This window comes from Streptomyces sp. Go-475 (genome assembly GCF_003330845.1).
GTDB lineage: Bacteria > Actinomycetota > Actinomycetes > Streptomycetales > Streptomycetaceae > Streptomyces.
Genome location: NZ_CP026121.1, coordinates 8,034,302 through 8,053,627 on the forward strand (window position 1 = coordinate 8,034,302; position 19,326 = coordinate 8,053,627).

The 19,326-nt window shown below is 69.6% G+C and carries 19 protein-coding genes; 7 read left to right on the forward strand and 12 right to left on the reverse strand.

What is annotated here, in order from left to right; all coding sequences use genetic code 11:
• Nucleotides 1-299 precede the first annotated feature (299 nt).
• A complete protein-coding gene (locus C1703_RS36460; protein ID WP_114256842.1) occupies nucleotides 300-926 on the forward strand; it encodes a TetR/AcrR family transcriptional regulator in 627 nt (208 codons plus the stop codon).
• Between the two features lie 13 nt (nucleotides 927-939).
• Here the strand turns inward: C1703_RS36460 and C1703_RS36465 are convergent, their stop codons facing one another.
• The 3 genes from C1703_RS36465 to C1703_RS36475 all read right to left on the reverse strand — a co-directional run bounded on the left by C1703_RS36465 (nucleotide 940) and on the right by C1703_RS36475 (nucleotide 3,702).
• A complete protein-coding gene (locus tag C1703_RS36465; RefSeq protein ID WP_114256843.1) occupies nucleotides 940-1,860 on the reverse strand; it encodes a LysR family transcriptional regulator in 921 nt (306 codons plus the stop codon).
• A gap of 90 nt (nucleotides 1,861-1,950) precedes the next feature.
• Nucleotides 1,951-2,886 (reverse strand): dihydrodipicolinate synthase family protein, encoded by a 936-nt coding sequence (locus tag C1703_RS36470; RefSeq protein ID WP_114256844.1) that lies wholly within the window; start codon nucleotides 2,884-2,886, stop codon nucleotides 1,951-1,953.
• A gap of 30 nt (nucleotides 2,887-2,916) precedes the next feature.
• Nucleotides 2,917-3,702, reverse strand: coding sequence for an SDR family oxidoreductase (locus C1703_RS36475; RefSeq protein WP_114256845.1), 786 nt, complete (start codon nucleotides 3,700-3,702; stop codon nucleotides 2,917-2,919).
• 249 nt (nucleotides 3,703-3,951) lie between these two features.
• Here C1703_RS36475 and C1703_RS36480 point away from each other — a divergent pair, with 249 nt between their 5' ends.
• Entirely contained in the window at nucleotides 3,952-5,055 is a 1,104-nt protein-coding gene (locus C1703_RS36480; RefSeq protein ID WP_114256846.1) for a zinc-binding dehydrogenase, read from the forward strand.
• Nucleotides 5,045-6,223 carry a DUF3500 domain-containing protein gene (locus C1703_RS36485; RefSeq protein WP_269803223.1) on the forward strand — a complete coding sequence of 393 codons (1,179 nt, stop codon included), beginning with the start codon at nucleotides 5,045-5,047 and terminating at the stop codon, nucleotides 6,221-6,223. Before C1703_RS36480 ends, C1703_RS36485 begins: the two co-directional genes overlap by 11 nt.
• A gap of 291 nt (nucleotides 6,224-6,514) precedes the next feature.
• On the opposite strand, the gene C1703_RS36490 is transcribed toward C1703_RS36485, so the two are convergent.
• From C1703_RS36490 to C1703_RS36515, 6 genes are all read right to left on the reverse strand, one after another.
• The gene (locus C1703_RS36490) at nucleotides 6,515-7,057 is read right to left on the reverse strand and encodes a TetR/AcrR family transcriptional regulator C-terminal domain-containing protein (RefSeq protein ID WP_114256847.1); all 543 of its coding nucleotides are present in this window, start codon (nucleotides 7,055-7,057) and stop codon (nucleotides 6,515-6,517) included.
• A gap of 134 nt (nucleotides 7,058-7,191) precedes the next feature.
• Nucleotides 7,192-8,517: an amidohydrolase family protein gene (locus tag C1703_RS36495; RefSeq protein WP_114256848.1), complete on the reverse strand. Its 1,326-nt coding sequence runs from the start codon at nucleotides 8,515-8,517 to the stop codon at nucleotides 7,192-7,194.
• The gene (locus C1703_RS36500; protein WP_114256849.1) at nucleotides 8,514-10,106 is read right to left on the reverse strand and encodes an FAD-dependent oxidoreductase; all 1,593 of its coding nucleotides are present in this window, start codon (nucleotides 10,104-10,106) and stop codon (nucleotides 8,514-8,516) included. The genes C1703_RS36495 and C1703_RS36500 overlap by 4 nt, the downstream gene beginning before the upstream one ends.
• Nucleotides 10,103-11,008, reverse strand: coding sequence for an alpha/beta hydrolase (locus C1703_RS36505; RefSeq protein WP_114256850.1), 906 nt, complete (start codon nucleotides 11,006-11,008; stop codon nucleotides 10,103-10,105). The genes C1703_RS36500 and C1703_RS36505 overlap by 4 nt, the downstream gene beginning before the upstream one ends.
• A 19-nt stretch (nucleotides 11,009-11,027) precedes the next feature.
• Nucleotides 11,028-11,861, reverse strand: coding sequence for an alpha/beta hydrolase (locus C1703_RS36510; RefSeq protein ID WP_114256851.1), 834 nt, complete (start codon nucleotides 11,859-11,861; stop codon nucleotides 11,028-11,030).
• 375 nt (nucleotides 11,862-12,236) lie between these two features.
• Nucleotides 12,237-13,772: an MFS transporter gene (locus tag C1703_RS36515; protein WP_114256852.1), complete on the reverse strand. Its 1,536-nt coding sequence runs from the start codon at nucleotides 13,770-13,772 to the stop codon at nucleotides 12,237-12,239.
• Nucleotides 13,773-14,197: 425 nt separating this feature from the next.
• Here C1703_RS36515 and C1703_RS36520 point away from each other — a divergent pair, with 425 nt between their 5' ends.
• Entirely contained in the window at nucleotides 14,198-14,878 is a 681-nt protein-coding gene (locus tag C1703_RS36520) for an SMP-30/gluconolactonase/LRE family protein (RefSeq protein WP_198678371.1), read from the forward strand.
• 4 nt (nucleotides 14,879-14,882) lie between these two features.
• On the opposite strand, the gene C1703_RS40020 is transcribed toward C1703_RS36520, so the two are convergent.
• A complete protein-coding gene (locus C1703_RS40020) occupies nucleotides 14,883-15,245 on the reverse strand; it encodes a helix-turn-helix transcriptional regulator (protein ID WP_232840698.1) in 363 nt (120 codons plus the stop codon).
• 337 nt (nucleotides 15,246-15,582) lie between these two features.
• On the opposite strand from C1703_RS40020, the gene C1703_RS40025 reads away from it, so the two are divergent.
• Nucleotides 15,583-15,804 (forward strand): hypothetical protein, encoded by a 222-nt coding sequence (locus C1703_RS40025; protein ID WP_232840699.1) that lies wholly within the window; start codon nucleotides 15,583-15,585, stop codon nucleotides 15,802-15,804.
• Between the two features lie 190 nt (nucleotides 15,805-15,994).
• Here C1703_RS40025 and C1703_RS36530 read toward each other — a convergent pair whose 3' ends face one another.
• Entirely contained in the window at nucleotides 15,995-16,357 is a 363-nt protein-coding gene (locus C1703_RS36530) for a hypothetical protein (protein ID WP_157993206.1), read from the reverse strand.
• A 29-nt stretch (nucleotides 16,358-16,386) separates the two neighbouring features.
• Nucleotides 16,387-17,067: a TetR/AcrR family transcriptional regulator gene (locus C1703_RS36535; RefSeq protein WP_198678372.1), complete on the reverse strand. Its 681-nt coding sequence runs from the start codon at nucleotides 17,065-17,067 to the stop codon at nucleotides 16,387-16,389.
• A gap of 135 nt (nucleotides 17,068-17,202) precedes the next feature.
• On the opposite strand from C1703_RS36535, the gene C1703_RS36540 reads away from it, so the two are divergent.
• Nucleotides 17,203-18,348 carry a VOC family protein gene (locus C1703_RS36540; protein ID WP_114256855.1) on the forward strand — a complete coding sequence of 382 codons (1,146 nt, stop codon included), beginning with the start codon at nucleotides 17,203-17,205 and terminating at the stop codon, nucleotides 18,346-18,348.
• Between the two features lie 30 nt (nucleotides 18,349-18,378).
• Nucleotides 18,379-19,317 carry a fumarylacetoacetate hydrolase family protein gene (locus C1703_RS36545; protein ID WP_114256856.1) on the forward strand — a complete coding sequence of 313 codons (939 nt, stop codon included), beginning with the start codon at nucleotides 18,379-18,381 and terminating at the stop codon, nucleotides 19,315-19,317.
• Nucleotides 19,318-19,326: the final 9 nt, after the last annotated feature.

Consider the following 19,326-nt stretch of genomic DNA (forward strand, 5'->3'; position numbering starts at 1 on the left):
GGAGGCTCGCCCAGGCGCCGTCGGTGGTCGCTGCGGGGGTGCTGCCTGGCGAGCTCGGCAACAGCATCCGAACGTCATCGCCCTGTCCACGGCGTCGGAGGCGACAGTTGCCCGCGTAGCGCCTTCTCTCCGCCTCGTGACGGGAAAATGATCAGGCATCTCGCCCGATCGGCGGCCTCCATATCGGCTACGGCGTTACTGTTATGGTGCTGACCAAGGAGGTGGGACGTTCCGTGGTGGACCCTGTGCCTGCGCGAGCGGAGGCGGCAGCGGCTCGGCGTTCTCCGGGGCGGCCGCCGGTGCCGTTGGAGCGCATCGTCGCTGCAGCACTGCAGATCGTGGACGAGGAGGGCTCGGACGCTCTCTCGATGCGGACGCTGGCCCAACGTCTGGGCTCGGGCACGGCGACGCTGTACCGGCACTTCGACAACCGGGCAGCGCTGGTCGCCCATGTCGTGGACCGCATGTTCGGCAGTGTGGAGCTGAACGGCGACGAACTCACCGCACTGGGCTGGGAGCGGGCGCTGCGTACGGTCGCGCACACCATGTTCGACGCCTTGGCCCGGCACCGGAACGCGGCGCGCCTGCTGGTCGAGCACATTCCCCTGGGGCCGAACGCCATGGCACTGCGGGAGCGCTGCGTCGCGGTGTTGCTCGACTCTGGCTTCCCGCCGCGAGTCGCCGCGTACGCGTTCGCGACCCTGGCCCGCTATGTCCTCGGGTTCGCCGTACAGGTCAACGGGCATGGCGGCGCGGGACAACCCGACGACGCACAGACGGCGGCCGTCTTTCACGGCGTGGATCCCGACCTGTTCCCGGCCACCGTCACCGTTGCCGGGGTGCTGCCCGTTCCGATCGAGGACGAGTTCTCCTTCGGTCTCGAGCTTCTTCTCAGCGGGCTTGCCCACCTGCGCGACGAGGTCTGACAGAGCGGCGCGATCACCCTGACACGTTCTGCAAACGGATTGCTCCTTCGGGCAGATCCCGCTCCACGGTCAGAGGCAGCTCCACAGAGGTGAGCATGTCCCGGTAGCGATCCGCCAGTTGGGAAGGCTCCTTCCTGCTGAAGACCACCAGCTCCCGGAAGTAGCCGGACCCGATCCGCCGTGCATGGCGGGACCAGCGCAGAGGCACCGCGTTCTCCGGTGCCACCGTCACACCGATCCCCTCGACCGCGAACAGCAGCGCCGCCGACACCTGGCCGGTTCGCGCCACGGCGCGCGGAGTGAATCCGAAGTGGCCCGCCAGCCGGTCCATCACTTCGCTCATGCCCTGTTCCGGCTCGTAGAGCACCCAGTCGGCGGCGGCCAGTTCGGCCGGGCTCGCCGATGCGCCCGCCGGGTACTCGGCGGAACCGATCACCACCATCTCCTCGTACCCGAGGGAATGGACCGGCCCTTCCCACGGGTGGGGTCGTGGACCCACCGCGATGTCGCCCTGTCCGCTGCGCATGGCTTCTTCGAGGTCCCGGCGGTGCGAGTAGTCGTGCAGCCGCAGCACCGTCGCGGGGTACGTCGAGTGCCAGCGGGCCGCGGAGGGTGGCAGGATGCCTGAGGCGACGGACCGTACCGTCAGGACGTGAACGTCGCCTTTGCGGCCCTCGACCACCTCGCGTACCGAGTCCCGGGCGTCCTGGACGACGCGGAGGACCTGCTGCGCCCGCGGCAGGAAGACCCGGCCGGCGGGGGTCAGCGTCACCCCTTGTCTGCCCCGCTCCAGCAGGACCGCGCCCAGCTCCTTCTCCAGGGCTCCGATCTGCTGGGACAGTGAGGGTTGCGTGACATAGAGCCGCGCGGCCGCTCCGCTGAAGGAGCCCGCCTCCCACACGGCGAGGAAGTACTCCAGCTGACGTAGCTGCATTCGATCAAACTACTGGAGTGGGCGCCGCCCGTCGCGCAGGCGGTGAGCAGGCATCGGGCGGCGCACCCTGGTACGGGGGATCATCGCGCGTCATGCCGTGACCACGACCCTGCTGTCCTTGCGGGCCAGCCGGGTGAGTAGGTAGTCGACCTCGGTGCGGGCGCGCGGAGACAGGGCCGCCCGGGGATTGCGCTGGTTGTCGGAGGCCAGTATTCCGCGACGCTTCATCACGTACTTGCGCACCGCCAGGCCGACGCCCGGTTGCTGTTCGTAGCGAAGCAGGGGCAGGTGGGCGTCGAAGATGTCATGGGCGGCGTCCCGGTCTCCGGCGGTGGCGTGGCGTACCACGTCGACGAGGAGTTCGGGCACGCAGTAACCCGTCATGGCACCGTCGGCTCCGCGCTCCGTCTCGAAGTCCAGGAAGAGCCCGCCGTTCCCGCACAGGATCGACAGCCGGGGCATCGCTCCGTCGGCCTGCATCTGCCGGAGCGCGCTGATCTTCTCCAGGCCCGGCCAGTCCTCGTGCTTCAGCATCACGCAGCCGGGCGCGACACCGGCGATGCGGGCGATGACGGCGGGGGACATGACGACGGAGAAGGAGAGCGGGTAGTCCTGGATCACGAACGGCACGTCCTCGCCGATGGCGGCCGAGGCTCCCTCGTAGTAGCTCACGATCTGGTCGTCGGTCCGCAACGTGTTCGGCGGGGCGATCATGACACCGTCGGCACCGGCTGACATGACGTCTGCCGTCAGCGCGCGCATGGCGGCGTAGCCGGGTGCGGAGACGCCCACGACGATCGGCAGGTCGGTGCGCTTGATGACGTACTGGACGATGCGCACGCTCTCCTCGTGGGACAACTTGGGGGCTTCACCCATCTGTCCCAGCAGGGTCAATCCGGTGACACCGGTGGGTCCGTAGAAATCGATCAGCCGGCTGAGTGAATCGAAGTCGATCGCACCCGATTCGTCGAATGGCGTCGGTGCGATGGCGTAGACGCCGGTGGTGTCGCGGGACAGTGATGCCATTTCTGCCTCCTTGAATTCTGATTCCTGTTTTCAGAGGCTGGCGATGAGGCCGCCGTCGACACGAATGACCGAACCCGTGATGTAGGAGGCCCGGCTGCTTGCGAGAAAGGCGACGGCTGCGGCGTATTCGCGCGGTTCGCCGTAGCGGCCCACGGGGATCGAAGCGACGCTCTCGGCGGAGGTCTCCTCGACGGACCTGCCCTCCCGCTCGGCCTTGGCCTGGTCGAGGAACTTCGTCCGCTGGGTGCCGATCCGGCCGGGAACGACCACATTGCAAGTGACGCCGTCGGCCGCCACTTCCCGGGCCAGCGTCTTGGACCAGCCGAGCAGGCTGCCACGCAGGGCGTTCGACAACCCGAGGTTGGGAATGGGGGCGATCACGCCGGAACTGGCGCTGGTGATGATCCTGCCCCAGCCGCGGCTCCTCATCACCGGCGCAACCCGGTCGGTGATCGCGATCACCGACATCACCATGGACCGGAAGTGCTGCAACCAGATCTCAGGATCCTGCCCGCCCACCGGCGAGGGCGGCGGCCCACCCGTGTTGTTGACCAGGATGTCCACAGGGCCGAGAACCCCCTCGACCGTCGTGATGTGCCGGTCGATCGCGCCCAGATCCCCAAGGTCCCATTCCAGGGACACGGCCTTCCCGCCCATGCCGGCCACCGCTTCGACGGTGCGCTCAGCAGCCTGGGGACTGATGTCCGCCACGGCGACACCGGCGCCCTCCGTGGCGAGGGCCTGCGCGATGGCGCCGCCGAGACCCCCACCTCCGCCCAGCACCAGTGCGGTCTTGCCTGAGATTCCCAGATCCACAGCGTCACTCCTCGGGTGGGGCCCCGTTCCTCGGCCGTACGGCCGGCGGCGATGTCCCCCGTTTCCGGACGACTCTGCCATGGGCCCGTCGTGAGCCTCCAATAGGAATTCCTCGCGACGTGTATAAGGGATGCCTATACACCGGGTATGGGAAATCGGCGTTGCCGACGTGCACGATGGTGTGGGGAAAAGGACTGTTTCGATTCGCCGCTTCCCGACGCATGCCCATGGCCGTGACTGGAGGCCCCTATGTCCTTGCCGAAAACCATGCAGGCCGCGGTGCTGGGTGAACCCGGCACCCTTGCCGTCGCGACGCTGCCCGTGCCGCAGGTGGGGCCGGAAGATGTCCTGGTGCAGGTCCGCAGGGCGTCCCTGTGCGGAACGGACCTCAAGATCCGAAGCCGGCACTTCTTCAAGGACGGAGGCCCCGCTGTGGGCGAGTTCGTCCCGGGCCACGAATACGCGGGCGTCGTGGCCGCGGTGGGCAGCGGCGTGGACGAACTCCACGTCGGTGACCGGGTCGTGACGGAGGCTCACCGCGGCTGCATGCGCTGCGCCAACTGCCTGGCCGGGGCCTACACCGACTGCCTCAACTACGGCCTGCGGCACACCGGGCACCGAGTGCAGGGGATGACCGTCAACGGCGGCTTCGCGCAGTACGCGCTCAATCATGTGTCGACCCTCCACCGGCTGCCGGACAGCGTCGACTTCGACGCGGCGGTCGTCCTGAGCACCGTGGGTACCGTGATGCACGCGTTCGACGTGCTGGACACCCTTCTCGTCGGATCGACCGTCGCCGTGCTCGGCCCCGGACCGATAGGTCTGCTCGCGACGCAGGTGGCCCGTGAACTCGGGGCCAGGACCGTCGCCCTGGTCGGCACCCGGGAAGCGAGGCTGGCCATCGGCAAGTCCTTCGGCGCGGACCTGGTCGTCAACTCCCGGGAACAGGACGCCGTTGCCGCCGTCCGGGAGGCGACCGACGGGATCGGCGCCGACATCGTCCTGGAATGCTCGGGCGCCCCGAGTGCGGTGGACGACGCCCTGCGCATGGCCAAACGGTCAGGGAAGGTCGTCCTCGTCGGGTTCTTCGAGCAGCCCGTGCAGGCCGACCTGAACCACGCCGTGATGAACGGCATCTCGATCCAGACGGTCCGCGGGGAGGGCACCGGCTCGCTGGCCCGTGCCGTGGCCCTCGCGGCCCGCGGCCGGCTCCGCACCGCGGAACTGGTCACCCACCACTTCGCCTTGAGCGACGTCTCCGAGGCCTTCGACACCTACGCCGAGCGCCGGGGCAATGCCATCAAGGTCATGCTGGACATCTCCGAGGACCCGGAGGCCGCCCGTGCCCGGTGACGGAGCAGGACCGGAATCCGACGTCGCGGCAGCCGGGCGGGAGAAGGCGGCGGCCGCCATGGCCGAGGCCGCCGCCGCCTGGCTGGGCAGTCTCAGCGAGGACCAACTGCCGCTCGCCGCCTATGACTCTCCGCTCCACCCGGATGCGGAGGCCGAGCGGCTGCGCTGGTTCTACACCCCCACGGAACACGGCGGGCTCGCCATCCGGGACCAGAGCCCCAGCCAACAGAGCCTGGCCATGCAACTGCTGGCCACCGGACTGTCCACCGCGGGCTACGCCACGGTCGCCACCGTGATGGGCCTCGAGAACGTACTGGACCAGGTGGAAGGCTGGACCGTCCACTGGGGTCGGCAGCGCGGGCGCGATCCCGGCCTGTACTGGCTCCGGATCTTCGGCCGTCCCGGCGACCGCGTCTGGGCATGGCGACTCGGCGGCCATCACATCTCCCTGAACAACCTCGTCGTCGCCGGCCGGCTCGTCTCCACAACCCCCTGCTTCATCGGCGCCGACCCTGCCACGACCGAACTGCTCGGAGGCACCCTGCGCCCCCTCCAGGGCCCCGAGGACACCGCACGTCAACTGGCCCGCTCTCTCGACGCGGACCAGTTCCGGCAAGCTCTGCTCCACCCCTCCGCCGTGTCCGACATCGTCTCCGGCAACCGGCCCCAGGTCCGACACGGCGACACGATGATGCACATGCAGGACCTGTGGCGGGGGCGGTTCGAAGATCCCGGCCTGGACCGGATCGTCAACGACATCGACCGCCGGGCGGAGGCGGGCAGCGGGTACACCGAGAGCGACCATGCGCGCGTGGCCATCACGATTCCCCCCAAAGGCATCAGCGGCCGCGACCTCAACGAAAGGCAGCGGCACCTGCTGCGCCGTCTCGTAGCCCTCTACACCGGACGGGCACCCGAGTTCCTCGCCGACGCCTACGACACCCACTACGCCTCCGACACCGTCCTCGACCTGGTCCACTTCGGCTGGGCAGGCAGCACGGATGTCGGGGAACCGCACTATTACCGGGTGCAGGACGCCCGCATCCTGATCGAGTACGACAACACCCAACGCCACGCGAACCACGCCCACTCGGTGTGGCGCGACCTGAACTCCGACTTCGGACTGGACCTGCTGGCCGAACACCGGGCACACATCGCACACGAGTGAGGGTGCACGAGGAGCGCCGTACGTCCTCGTGCCGCCGTCCGCGGAGTTTCGTCCTGGACCACGACCACGGCAGCCGACTCCACCGCACACGGAGCGCGGGCGCGAGGTCCTCACCGCGTCGCACAGGGGCGCGGCCATGGCTGGATCGCCAACGGCGCGCATTCACATGCATCCGCCCGTTCCGGCTCCCAAGGGTCGGACTTCCACCGCCTGCACCATGGTGGGGTCTGGTCCCCTGGGCCCCTCGCCTGTCCATATCCGTTCGGAAGCCCGAGGTCGAGGTGATCGTGGTCAGGCGCGGGCGGCGAGCCTGGCTTCGACACCGTCGAGGATCGACTGCAGTCCGAAGGACACATTCGGGTCAGGGGCGGCCGCGAGGGCGGCGCCGATCGCGAACGTGGCGATGCTCTGGGCGGCTTGCTCGGCCTCCCGCCTGGTGAGGCCGGACGTCTCGCAGACCGCGCGCAGGTGTGCCTCATGGCGGTCCCTGGCCGGGCCGTCGAGAGACTGGATCGTCATGGCGGTCAGGAGCCAGGGGTGCCGGAGAAGCATCGAACGCAGGTTGTCGGCCATGGCCAGGACGGTCTGACGCCATTCGAGGTCGTCGAGACCCGGGAGCGGTGTCTCTCGCCAGACGGTGTCAGCGGCCAGCAGGAGCAGATCGTGTCTGCTCCTGACGTGCCAGTAGAGTGCCGCCGCGGTGATGCCGAGGCGGCTGCCGAGCTTTCGCATGCTCAGGTTCTCGATGCCTCCCTCGTCCAGAAGGACGATGGCGGCCTGGACGATCTGTTCCTTGTGCAGAGTCCGGCGGGGCATCCCCGCGGTAGCGGACATGGGACTGCTCACGTCACCTTCTGCTGTGGGAGCGCGGCCGCGGTGCGCGGATCTGAGGGCAGGGCCGTCGCGCCGACGAGGACGCAGTGGCGTGTGCGTCGGCGCGGTTCGTGCTTCTGTGCCGCTGCGATGTGTCAGGCGGGGGAGGCAGCAGGCCCGATGCTGCGCACCAGCCGCTCTCCGGACTCGCGGAGCTGGTCCTTGACCTCGTCGAGTCGGGGTGTGAGCAGGGCGTGGTCGCGTTTGCGCCAGGTGCCGGCGACCATCACGGCTTCGATGTTGGCGATGTCGGCGTGCAGGGCCGTGGCGACCGGATCGTGTGCCGGCCACAGGTTGAGGGCCCGGGCGTCGACGGCGACCAGGTCGGCCTGCATGCCCACCTCGATCCGGCCCACCCGGTCGGCGAGGCCCAGGGCCTTCGCCCCTTCCACCGTGGCCCAGGCCAGTGCCTGCTTGGCGGTGACCGAGGCAGTGGTGGCGTGCATGCCTGTCGTCTGTCGGTGCTGGGCGTGGTCCAGGCTGCGCTGGTGGGCCAGGGCGATGCGGGCGGCCGTGAGGAGCGTGCCGGGTACGGCGGTGTCGATGTCGGTCCCCAGGGAGGGCGCCGCGTCCAGGCGTAGCAGGGACCCGGTGATGGGTGTGCCGTGTCCTTGGCCCAGTTCGTTCTCCGGAGTGCTGGTGAAGGTGACGCCTGCTTCGAGGAGCGTCTTGATCCAGTCGTCGGGCAGGTCGATCCCGTGCACGATGTTGGTCAGGGGGCTGAACAGACCGGCGGTGCGCACGGCTTCCCAGCCGGGGGAGGGCTCTCCGCCGCTTTGGTGCATCGAGACGACGAGGCCGCGTTCCGCGCCGGCTCGGAAATCGGCCAACGCGGTGTCGGGCGAGGAGTACTGCGGCCCCTGCAGTGCCATGCCCAGGGTGAGGAGGGCGTGGTCGCGGACGGGGCCGTCGAGCAGCCGGTCGATCTCGGTGAGGGGGTGGGGGGTGTCCGGCGACCGGTAGGCCGTGCCGTGCAGGAAGACGGCGCGGATACCGGCGTGGGCCAGTCCCTCGACGGCCGCGTCGGCGTGTTCGGGCGACGAAGCGTTGTGGCACCAGTCGCCGAGGGTGGTGGTGCCGCAGTTGATCTGGGTCAGTGCACCGACGAGGTTGCTGATGTGCATGTCGGCAGGGGTGTAGTGGCCGACGCACTCGCCGTGGAGGTGGGTCAGGTACTCCATCAGCGTCCAGTCGGCGCCCACGGAGCGCAGCGCGGTCTGCCAGGTGTGCAGGTGGGCGTTGACCAGGCCGGGGATGACGATGCGGCCGGAGAAGTCGACCACTTCGGCGTCGGGCGCCTCGATGTTCTCGTCCACGGCGGCGATGCGGTCGCCGTCGACGAGGATGTCGAGGCGCTCGGCGTCCGGCCGGCCCGGCGTCATCGTGATGACTCGCGCTCCGCGCAGCAGTGTGCGGCTCATGCGGTGGCCCCCGAACCGGGGGAGGGGTGGCTCTGCTGGGGCATGGTGCGGCTCCTTGCCTGCGGGGTCATCGCCTGGACGGCGGTTTGTGTGGTGCTGAGGAAGTCCCGGGTGGCGATGTGCCCGATGTAGCCGTCGGGACGGATCAGCAGCAGCGTGTCGCCGGTCAGGCCGTAGGCACGCCGCAGTGTGTTCCCGGGGTCGGAGAAGGTGAGGCCGTGGGTGGCGGCCGGGCCGACGGTGAGCCGTTTCAGCTGGGCGCCCGCGGTCGGCCAGGCAAGCTGTTCGAGCTCCCGTGCGGCACCGGGGCCGTAGGCGAGGGCGGTGAAGTCCGGCCCGCGGAGGACCTCGAACAGCCGGGTCTCGGCGCCGTCGGCGCCGAGCAGTCGGGCGTCCGGGGCGCGGTCACCCACGCGCAGTGTCCCGGTGCGCATGCCGTCGGAGGGGGCGAGCGGGCCGCCGTAGTAGGTCAGGGTGAGCTGCTGCTCGTCCTTGCCCCGCTTCATGCTCGACGGGTCGAGCTTGGCGATGCCGCCCCACTTGTCCGTGGACAGGCCCAGGACCCCGGCGGCGATCGGCTGCCGCTCGGCCTCGTAGGTGTCCAGCAGCGCCGGGTCCGCCCCGGCGAGGACCTGGCCGAGCTTCCAGCCGAGGTTGTAGCCGTCCTGTATGCCGGTGTTCAGGCCCTGGGCGCCGGCCGGGGTGTGGACGTGCGCGGCGTCACCGGCGAGGAAGACCCGTCCTCGGCCGTAGTTCTCCGCCAGGCGGATGTTGGGCCGGAACACCGACGTCCAGCGGATGTCGCGCAGCTGAATGCGCCGGTTGTGGGTGTGGTCGTGAATCCGCCGGAGGATGTCGTCCTTCTCCGTAGGCGGTTCCTCGTCCGGCGTGAGACGGATCATCCACTGGAACATGTCGCTGTCGGGGAGCGGGCAGGCGCCGATGAACCTGCCGCCCCGGCCGGGCCACATGTGCCACCGGTTGCGGGCCAGACCGGTCACCGAGGCGTCGACGATGAGCATCCTGTCGCTCTCGTCCGTCGTCCCGACGAAACCGATGCCGAGCTGCTTGCGCACCGTACTGGAACCGCCGTCGGCGCCTACGGCGTACCGGGCGACGATCTCCTGCGTACCGTCCGGGCCCGCCACCTTGGCGACCACCGTGTCCTCGTCCTGCGTCAGCTCGGTCAGTTCCGTGCCGAACTCGATCTCGCTGCCGATCGCGCTGAGCCGCGCGTGCAGGGCGCGGTCCGTGCGGAACTGAGGGATCAGCCAGGTGTTCGCATACGGAACGTCCGGGGTCGCCTCCTTGTGGGAGAACATCTTCCACGGCACGGCGAGAGGCCCCACATGGATCCCGAGCTTGGGGTAGACGCTGCCGCCGCTCAGCACGTCGTCGAGGGCACCGAGGTCTTCCAGGACTTCGAGAGTGCGGGGCTGGACGCCCTTGGCGCGGGAGCCGTCGAAGGCGTGGGGAGACCTGTCGACGATCCGTACGTCGAGGCCGCGGCGTACGAGGTCGATCGCCACAGCCGTGCCCGAGGGGCCCGCACCGATGATCAGGACGTCGATGACCTGCGGGTTGTTCACGAGTCGAGCCTCTCGCTCTGTGCGGCCACGAACGGGACGATCTGGTCGGCGACGTCGCGGGGCCGTTCGAACGGGGCCATGTGGCCGCATTCGGGGATGACGTGATGGTGCCGGGGCTTCAGCAAGGCGCGTGCCGTGTCGAAGTGGACCAGTGGCGTGACGTTGTCCTCGTCGCCCCACAGGAGCAGCGTCGGGATGCCCAGCGTCCCGGTCTGGCGGAAGAGGTCGTCACGGCCGGAGACGGGCAGGTGCTGCAGCGTGTCGAAGACCGCGTACAGCGAACCCTCGAATCGGAAGGAGTCGAGGACCATCTCCGTGAGTGCCGCGCCGAGTTCGGGGTCGCGGACGTTGTGCCCGAGGTGACCGCGGAGTATCTGACGTCCGCGTCGCCGGGCGACGAGGCCGGCGAACAGGTCGCTGCGCAGCAGCCGGTGCGGGGAGGTCAGTTGCGGTTTCGCGAGACCGGCGGGGCCGACGATGGTGAGGGTGGACACCGACGATCGGTGCTGGGCGGCGTAGGCCATGGCGACCAACGCGCCCATGGAGGTGCCGACGAGGTGCAGTGGCCGCTCGGTCAGGCCGAGCCGGTCCGTGAGCTCGGACAGCTGCCGCGCGAACAGCCTCTCGTCGTATCGCGACCGCACCCGGTCCGAGTAGCCGCGGCCGTACGCGCTGCAGGTCAGCGTCCGCAGCCCGCGGGCGTGCAGCTCGGTGACGAGACCGTCCCAGTAGAACAGCGGGATGGTCAGTCCGCCCGCCATCACGACCACATCCCCGTCCTCGGGGCCGGTCAGTTCGTAGTGCGTGACGCCGTCGGACAGCTCGATGAAACTGCCGCGCAGGGCCTGCCGCGAGTCGGCGGTGAGCCGTAGGTCCTCGCCCGAGGCGACGAAGTACTTCATGGAACGGGCCTCCTCGGCCTCAGTGCGTGGGGGTGTCGGCGGCGGAGCCGAGGAACTTCGCGATTGCTTCCGCGACCCATTGCGGCTCCTCTTCCGGCAGCAGGTGACCGCCGTGCGGATGCACCAGCTCCTCGGCGCCGGGGATGTCGCGGGTGAAGTTCTGGCCGTCGATGCTCGCGCTGCGCAGCACGAGCGTGGGCACCGCGATGCGGGGAATCTCCGAGCTGCGGTCAGGCTGGTCCGTGTTGCAGAAGTCGACGAAGGCCGAGCGGTTTCCGGGCCGGCTCATCAGCTGATAGGCCCGGTCCACCATGGTGTCGTCCACGATCGTGGAGCGTGGGCCGACGTTCGAGCGCAGGTTGCGCTCGATGGCGCCGCGCGGCATCATGCGCCGCAACACGGGGCGCAGCAGCGGGTTCCGGGCCAGGCGCATGCCCGTCGGCACCGACTTCTCCGGGTAGCCGGTGGCATTGACCAGCACCAGGCCGGTCAGTCGCTCCCGGTGGTCCAGCGCTATGTTCCAGGCGATGTTGCCGCCCAGCGAATTGCCCCCCACCGCGTAGCGCGGCACCCCCAGCGCCTCCAGGAAGCCCGCCACCGTCGCGGCGTAGGTCGGGATGCGGTAGTCCCGGTCCTTGCGAGGGCCGGTCAGGCCGAACGCCGGCAGGTCGGGGCGGATGACGTCGAACGACTCCGACAGCAGGTCCGCCGCACGGTCGAAGTGCTGAAGAGACGATGCGCTGCCGTGCAGCAGCACGAGTGCCGGGCCGTGACCAGCGCGTTTGTAGTGGATTCGCAGACCGTCCACGGAGAGGAACCGGGAATCGGGCTGCGGCTCAGACCAGGTACTCATAATGGATACACTGTTACCGATAAGCGGCCGTGTCAAGTGCGGTGTGTTTGCGGTGGCGCCGTAAGGAGCCGCAGGGGCGCTGGTTCTCACCTTTCCCTGCGCTCAGGGCTCGTGGGGAAAGACGATCTGTGGTGAGCGTGCCGGGCCGCGTCGGTGAGCTGTTGGGGCGCGACGCCTGCCAGTAGCAGCGTGTCCCTCGAAGTCGAACACAGGCCACAACATGGTGCTGCTCAGCGCGCAGCCCAAGAACACCGCCAGCCGGAGTGGGTATGTCGATCGGTATGCCTGACCCGCAGACTTGGATCACGTTGCCGCGGGCACGGAGGTCAGCGAGGCGTTGCACTTGCCCGCTCCTCGCTGACCTCCTCGTAGGGGTCAGTCTGCTCTTGGCGGTGTTTGCGGTGCGCGCAGCAGGGCTCCGACCGCTGCGACGACCACAACGACACTCACGGCGACCAGGGAAGCGGACAGGCCGTCCATGAAAGCGCTCTTGACGCCGTCGGCGAGGCCCGCACCCTTGGCGCCGAGTTGATTGGCGACGTGGAGGCCCGCGGCTGCCGAGTGGCGTACGGATTCGGCGGCTTCGGTGGGGAGTTGAGTGACGGAGTCGGGCAAGGAGGACCGATAGTGGCTTCCGTAGATCGAACCCATGAGGGCGATGCCGACTGCGGATCCGACCTCACGGGTGGTGTCGTTCATGGCGGAGGCGACACCTTGCTGTCCGCGGCCGAGGGAGCCGGTGATGGCCGCCGTGCCGACGGCGCCGCTCAGGCCGATGCCGAAGCCCGCCAGGATCAGACCGCCGAGGAAGGGCAGGTAGCCGGAATCGACGCCGAGGAGAGAGAGGACGTACAGGCCGGCGGCGAGCAGGAGCAGGCCGACGGACATGACTGCCTTCATGCCGACCCGGTGCACCAGGTGCGGGGTGACCAAGGATGTGGGCAGCACCGCCAGGGCGACCGGAACGAGGGCGACGGCGGCCTTCAGCGGGCTGTAGTCCAGGATGAGTTGAAGGTACTGCAGGCCGACGAAGAAGAAGCCGAAGACGGCCATGAACTGCACCAGGACGGTGATGGCACCGGCTCTGAAGCCCCTGATGCCGAACAGGGCGGGGTCGAGCAGAGGGTGTTCGGTGCGCAGGCCGAGGTACGCGTAGGCGGCGAAGGATCCGGCCGCGACGGCGAAGGCGCCGATCACCACCGGTTCCGTCCAGCCCTGCTCGTTGCCCTCGATGATGGCGAAGACCAGGGTGCCGATGGCCACGGCGGTGGTGACCGCCCCGGCCACATCGGGGCGGTGCGGGTGGGCGTCCTTGGTGTTGGGGGCCAGCAGGGCGGCGGCGAGTGCGGCGGCCAGGGCGACGGCGGCGCTGGTGACGAAGATCGAGCGCCAGGAGAACTGCTCGAGGAGGGCCCCGGCGGCGAGCATGCCGATGATCGCGCCGGCGGCCGCGAAGCCCGACCACGTGGCCACTCCCTTGGCGCGCTGATCGGGCGGGAAGGTCGCGGTGATCGTCGACAGCGTTCCCGGCATGATCATCGCGGCGCCGACGCCCATGACGGCACGCCAGACGATCAGTGTGCTCGTGGAGTCCGCGAAGGAGGCGGCCAGGGATGCGGCCCCGAAGACGACCGTGCCGACGATGAGCACGTTGCGGCGGCCGAGGCGGTCGCCGATCGCGCCGAGCGGCAGTACGAGTGCGGCCAGGGCGACGGTGTAGGCATCGGCGATCCAGGTCAGAGCGCCGTTGGAGGCCGACAGGTCGACGGCCAGGTCGGGCAGGGCGAGGTTGAGGGCGGAGACGGACGCAACGACCAGGACGAGGGACAGGCACATCGCGAACAGCACGCCGCGCGTTCCGGCGCGGCCGGTGGCGACGGGTGGCACTGTGTCCCTGTGGGTGGTGGTCATGGGGCCTCAGTGAGTGCTTGGGTCGGCCGACTAGCTAACCGTGCGGATTCATTGAGGGAATTATCAAGTTTGACGTTACTGTGGTCAAGGTTTCCTGGACTTGCTTTCCCGCGTGCTCGGCCAGCTGCGTGAGCAGCAGTAGGCCACGCCCGCCCTTCTCGAAGACGGGTTCGCCGCGGGTGGGCGCGGGGTGGCACCACTGCCGCAGGGAACCGTCGGAGGCAGCGCGCGGTCGCGGATGGAACGGGGTCCTCCGGGACGGCCGTGGCGGATGGTGTTCGTGACCATTTCGCTGACCACCGCTTCCGCGGTGAAGTCGAGCCCTTCCAGTCCCCGGATGCCCAGCTGCTCGGAGACGTCGGTCCGGTCCAGCAGAGCCCGGGTGGCCAGGGGCAGTCATCGGGCTCGGCATCGGCACGTGGTCAGTGTGGGTCCTCGTCGACACGGTCGCCGGCCGGCCGCTCACCTTCGCCAGCAACGTCGTGGAAGGCCCGGACGGGACCATATGGTTCACGGTCTCCACCCGCCGCTGGGACCTCGAGCACTACCTGGGCGACATCGTCGAGCACTCCTGCACCGGCCTGCTTGTCCGCCGCGACCCCGACGGCAGCGTCACGGTCCTGCGCGACGATCTGAAGTTCGCCAACGGCCTCGTCCTCGCCCCGGACGCCTCGCACCTGCTGGTGGCCGAGACTGCCGGGTACAGGGTGAGCCGCTACTGGCTCACCGGCCCGAAGGCCGGCATCGTCGAGCCCTTCGCCGAAAACCTCCCGGGCCTGCCCGACAACATGAGCCTGGGCAGCGACGGCCTCGCGTGGGTGTCCGTCGCCGCGCCCCGCAACACACTGCTGGACAGGCTGCTTCCGCTGCCGGGATTCCTTCGCGTCCTGCTGTGGAACCTGCCCGAGGCCGTACGCCCCAAGCCTGTCCCGGTCGCCTGGGCGATGGCCTTCGACCTCGACGGCCGCCTCGTCCACGACCTTCGTACGGACGACGGCTCGTACGGCTTTGTGACCAGCGTGGCCGAACACCAGGGGACGGTGGTGGCCGGCAGCATGCATGAGGACGACATCGCCGTGCTCGCCGTTCCCTCCCCGTCCCGCTGACCGCTCAGCGTCCTGCCCTGGCCTCGCGCCGCAGGGCGCTCGGCGTCCGGCCCCACCACCGCCGGGCACACCGGGTGAGCACGGCCTGCTCGGAGAAGCCGACGAGGTTGCTGATCTGGGCGAACGGCATGTCCGTCGTCGTGAGGTAGAGGCGCGCCCGCGCCCGCCGCACGCTGTCGAGGAGGGATGCGTACGACTCTCCTTCCGCGGCGAGCTGCCGTTGCAGCGTCCGCGGGTGCACGGCCAGTACCCGGGCGACGGTGACGAGTTCGGTGGATCCGGTCCCCAGGGACTGGTCCAGCACCGCGCGCACCCTGGCCGCCAGCGCTGGCCCCGCCTCGGGGGAGTGGCGGGACAGAAAGGCCATGGCCCAGGCGGCGCAACGTCTCGTCGACCCCTTCGAGAGGCCGTGACAGCAGGCTCGACGGCACTCTCAGCAGCGCCTGATCGCGGCCGAAGCGGATCCGGGCGCCGAAGGCGTCCTCGTAACGCGACCGCGGCGCCGCCGGCTGGTGGGGCAGGTCGACGGACTGCAGCCCGTAGGGTCCGCCAACCAGGAACTTCACGGCGCGGTGCACGAACATCACGGTCATGTCCGTGGCCTGCGGCAGCGGTCGCACGCCAGTGTCGAAGGAATACCGCAGGCCCACGACCCCACGAGCGCCGTCCGGGGCGTCGACCAGCGAGACACTGAGATCGCGGGCATGGACGAACATATAGCGGGAAGTGCACTCCAGCGCGTCGGCGACCGAGGGGGAGTGCTGGATCGCCACCGACAGCGGGCCCAGCATCCGGAAGTCCTGGGCCTCGCCCACCCGCAGCCCAAGATCCGGACAGCCCAGATCGACAGCCGCATGCTCCAGAACCAGAGCCAGAGCCTGGTCCTCCACGAGCAGTTCGTCCATGTCGAGCGCCTCGACGGGTAGACCCACCCGCCGTGCATACGCCTCCGCGTCTCCGCCCAGCTCCTCCACGCACTGCCGGAACTGCTGCAGACCTGCTGACCGGGACCAGTGACACGGGCACAGCATGACGTCTGTGTCGCTCAGGATGAAGTGGGTGCTGTGTGGCCGAGGGCGGGGCGCGGGAATGCGTACGGTCGCGGCGGCACTGGGCTCACAGTCCATCGCAGCTCCCTTGGCGGGTTCGGGCGGAGTGGACGGTGGCGCGGGCCCTGCGCGCCGGCACACCAAGCGTGAACAGTGCGGTGAAGGCGACGTCGGAGGCGTCCCCACTCCGGCGGACGGACAGAAACGTCTGTGCGGTGGCGTCCACTACTCGCGCCAGCACGTCCGGGGCTACATCCTTGGCGAACACCCCCAGGCGCTGTCCGTGGCCGATCAGCACGGCCACCCTGCTGTTGAACGGCTCCATCGCGGCGGACAGCGCCTCGTTGGCCTCTCGTCGAGCCAGGTCGATCACCGGGGCGAACCGCTGGGCGGCTTCCCAGGTGCCCAGCACGAGCGCTGCCATCTCCACGCTGGGCGCCTGCTTCACCGGCCGCTCGGTCACCCTCCGGCCGAGCTCGTCGTTCCCCGGACAGGAGTGGCCGGTGAGGCGAGGTCGGGGAGGGGGCGCCGGGCGACCTCGTGGGCGTCGTCCGGTGGGACGCCCAGCATGCGCAGAACCATCTCGGCCAGGTTGACCGCGGCCTCGTCGCCGTCCACGTCGGGGCGGGCGAACCTCAGCTCCACCAGGGAGAGCAGGGTGCCGCCGAGTGCGGACAGGGCGACCGCCGGGTCGACGGGGGTGAAGCGGCCGGAGGTGAGGCCGGCCTCGAGGTCGCGCAGTGCCCGCCGGGCCAGGCCGTTGTCCGAGTGGATGTGACCGAGGCCGCGGCGGCGCAAGACCTGCATCAGCTCGGGGTGGGAGTCGGCCATGCGGGCGCTGAGCCGGAAGCCCGCGGCGACGAGTTCGGCCGGGTCGTCGATCCCCGCAAGGCGCTCGTCGAAGTTCTGGCCGAACTCCTCCAGAGCGTCCACCACGGCCGCCTCGAACAGCTCGGTCTTCGACTCGAAGTGGTTGTAGAAGGAGCCGAAACCGACGTCCGCGCGCTCGGCGATCGCCTGGATGCTGGCGCTGGTGTCCCCGGTCTCGGCGAGGATCTGCCGCGCGGCGTGGATGAGCGCGCGACGGGTCTCGGCGCGGCGCCGCTCGAACCGGTTGCTGGGTGGGGCTGACGTAGGCATACGCAGAGTTTAACCGCGGGAACGATGGCGGCAGCAGCTCTGATGAATTCATCATTTCCCTTGGCGAACCTCTTGACGGCGATGTTGTCACAGTTGATGATTTCCTCATTACGGCAATGTTGCTCGGAGGGCACCATGTCTGAAACCCGCGTCGACGGGACCGCTGTCAAGACTGCCCACCAGGACCTGCACAGCGAACACGGCGCCCTGCGCGGCGAACACCCCGGCCGCTCCCGGAACCCGGTGATCAAGGTGGCCGACCTGGCGTGGCTGGAGTTCGAGAAGCCGGACCTGGAGCGGGCCGAGGTCTTCGCCCGGGACTTCGGGTTCGGGATCGCCGCTCGCACCGAGCGGGAGCTGTGGCTGCGGGGCACCTTCGCGGGCTCACCCTGCATGGTGATCCGGCGCGGGCGCACCTCCCGGTTCATCGGCCCGGCGTTCCGGGCTGCCGAGCGGACCGACCTGGACCGGCTGGCCCGTGCCACCGGATCGTCCGTACGGGATGCTGACGTTCCCGGCGGCGGCAAGGTGGTCGACCTGCTCGACCCCTCGGGCTTCCCGGTGCGGGTGGTGCACTGCGGCGAACAGCTCCCCGCGCTGCCGGGACAGCGGCCGCTGCTCCTCAACTTCGGCACCGCTCACCGTCGTACGAACGCCACCCAGCGCCCGCCGCGCGAACCCTCCCGTATCCAGCGGCTGGGGCATGTGGTGCTGGAGACAAGGGTGTTCGCGCAGGCGCTGGACTGGTACCTGGACACCCTCGGCATGATCGTGTCCGACTTCCTGTTCCTGGACGGCCAGCGCGGGCGCGGTCCCACGATGGCGTTCATCCGCTGCGACCTGGGCAGCGTGCCGGCCGACCACCACACCCTGGCCATGCACCTCGGGCCCGGCACGGGGTACGTCCACTCCGCCTACCAGGTCACCGACCTGGACTCCATCGCCGCCGGCGGCGAGTACCTCAAGGAGCGCGGATACAAGCGCAGTTGGGGCATCGGCCGGCACATCCAGGGCAGCCAGCTGTTCGACTACTGGCGCGATCCCGACCACTTCATGCTGGAGCACTTCGCCGACGGCGACCTGTTCTCCAGCGACGTCGAGCCGGGCTGGGCGCCCATGTCGACCAGCGGTCTGGCCCAGTGGGGCCCGCCCGCCACCCGCGACTTCCTCGGCGCGAGCCCCTCCCCGCAGCGGGTCCGCGACGTCATCGAGGCCCTGCGTGGCGACAACGAGATGGACCCCGCACGACTCCTGGGCCTGCTCAAGGCCGCCAAGTCCTGACCTCCCCAACCCCCGCACGAAGGTACTGTCATGAGCACCAATGTCCTGCGCACCGCCGAAGGATGGTGGGTGGTCCGCGGCGAGCGGGCCGTCCCCATGGACACCAAGGCCGTCACCACCGCTGAGCTGATCGCCGACCGTGACGCCGTACGGCAGGCAGCACTGTCGGCCGACGCGGGCACGCCCGTCGCGGACCTGGCCGCCCTCTCGCCGGTCACCACCCCCTGCCGGGTGGTCGCCCAGATGGTCAACTACCGCAGCCACGCCCGCGATTCGGGTTTCAAGGGCGACATCCCGCCCGCGTTCTTCCGCAAGGCGTCCGGCTCGGTCAGCGGCCCCGGCGACGCCGTCGTCCGCCCCTCCCACGTGAAGTTCCTCGACTACGAGATCGAACTCGGGCTCGTGATGGGCGCGCCGCTGCCCGTCGGCACGGTCGTCGAGGAGCGGGATCTGCCCGCGTACGTCGCCGGGCTGGTGATCACCAACGACGTCAGCGCCCGTGAGGTGCAGCTGACCAAGACGCAGTTCTACGAGAGCAAGTCGTACCCCACCTTCACACCGACCGGGCCGTACCTGGCGCTGCTGGAGCCGGAGGACTTCGCCCACCTCCTGGACCTGCGGCTGAAGCTGTCCGTCAACGGCGAGCTGCGTCAGGACCGCACCCTCGCCGACATGATCGTCCGCCCGGCGCAGGCCCTGACCCTGCTGGCCCGGTTCCAGACCCTCGACCCCGGCGACCTGCTGCTCACCGGGACCCCAGGCGGCACGGCCCTGAAGGCCCCGCCGAAGCCGGTCGAGAAGATCGGCGCGCTGCTGCCGCCCGCCGTGAAGTGGAAGGCGTTCTTCAAGAGCCAGGCGAAGAACCCGCACTACCTGAGCCCGGGAGACGTGATCACGGCGACGATCGCCACCCCGGACGGCCGGATCGACCTCGGCGAGCAGCGCACCCCCGTCACGGACGCGAAATGAGACCCGAAG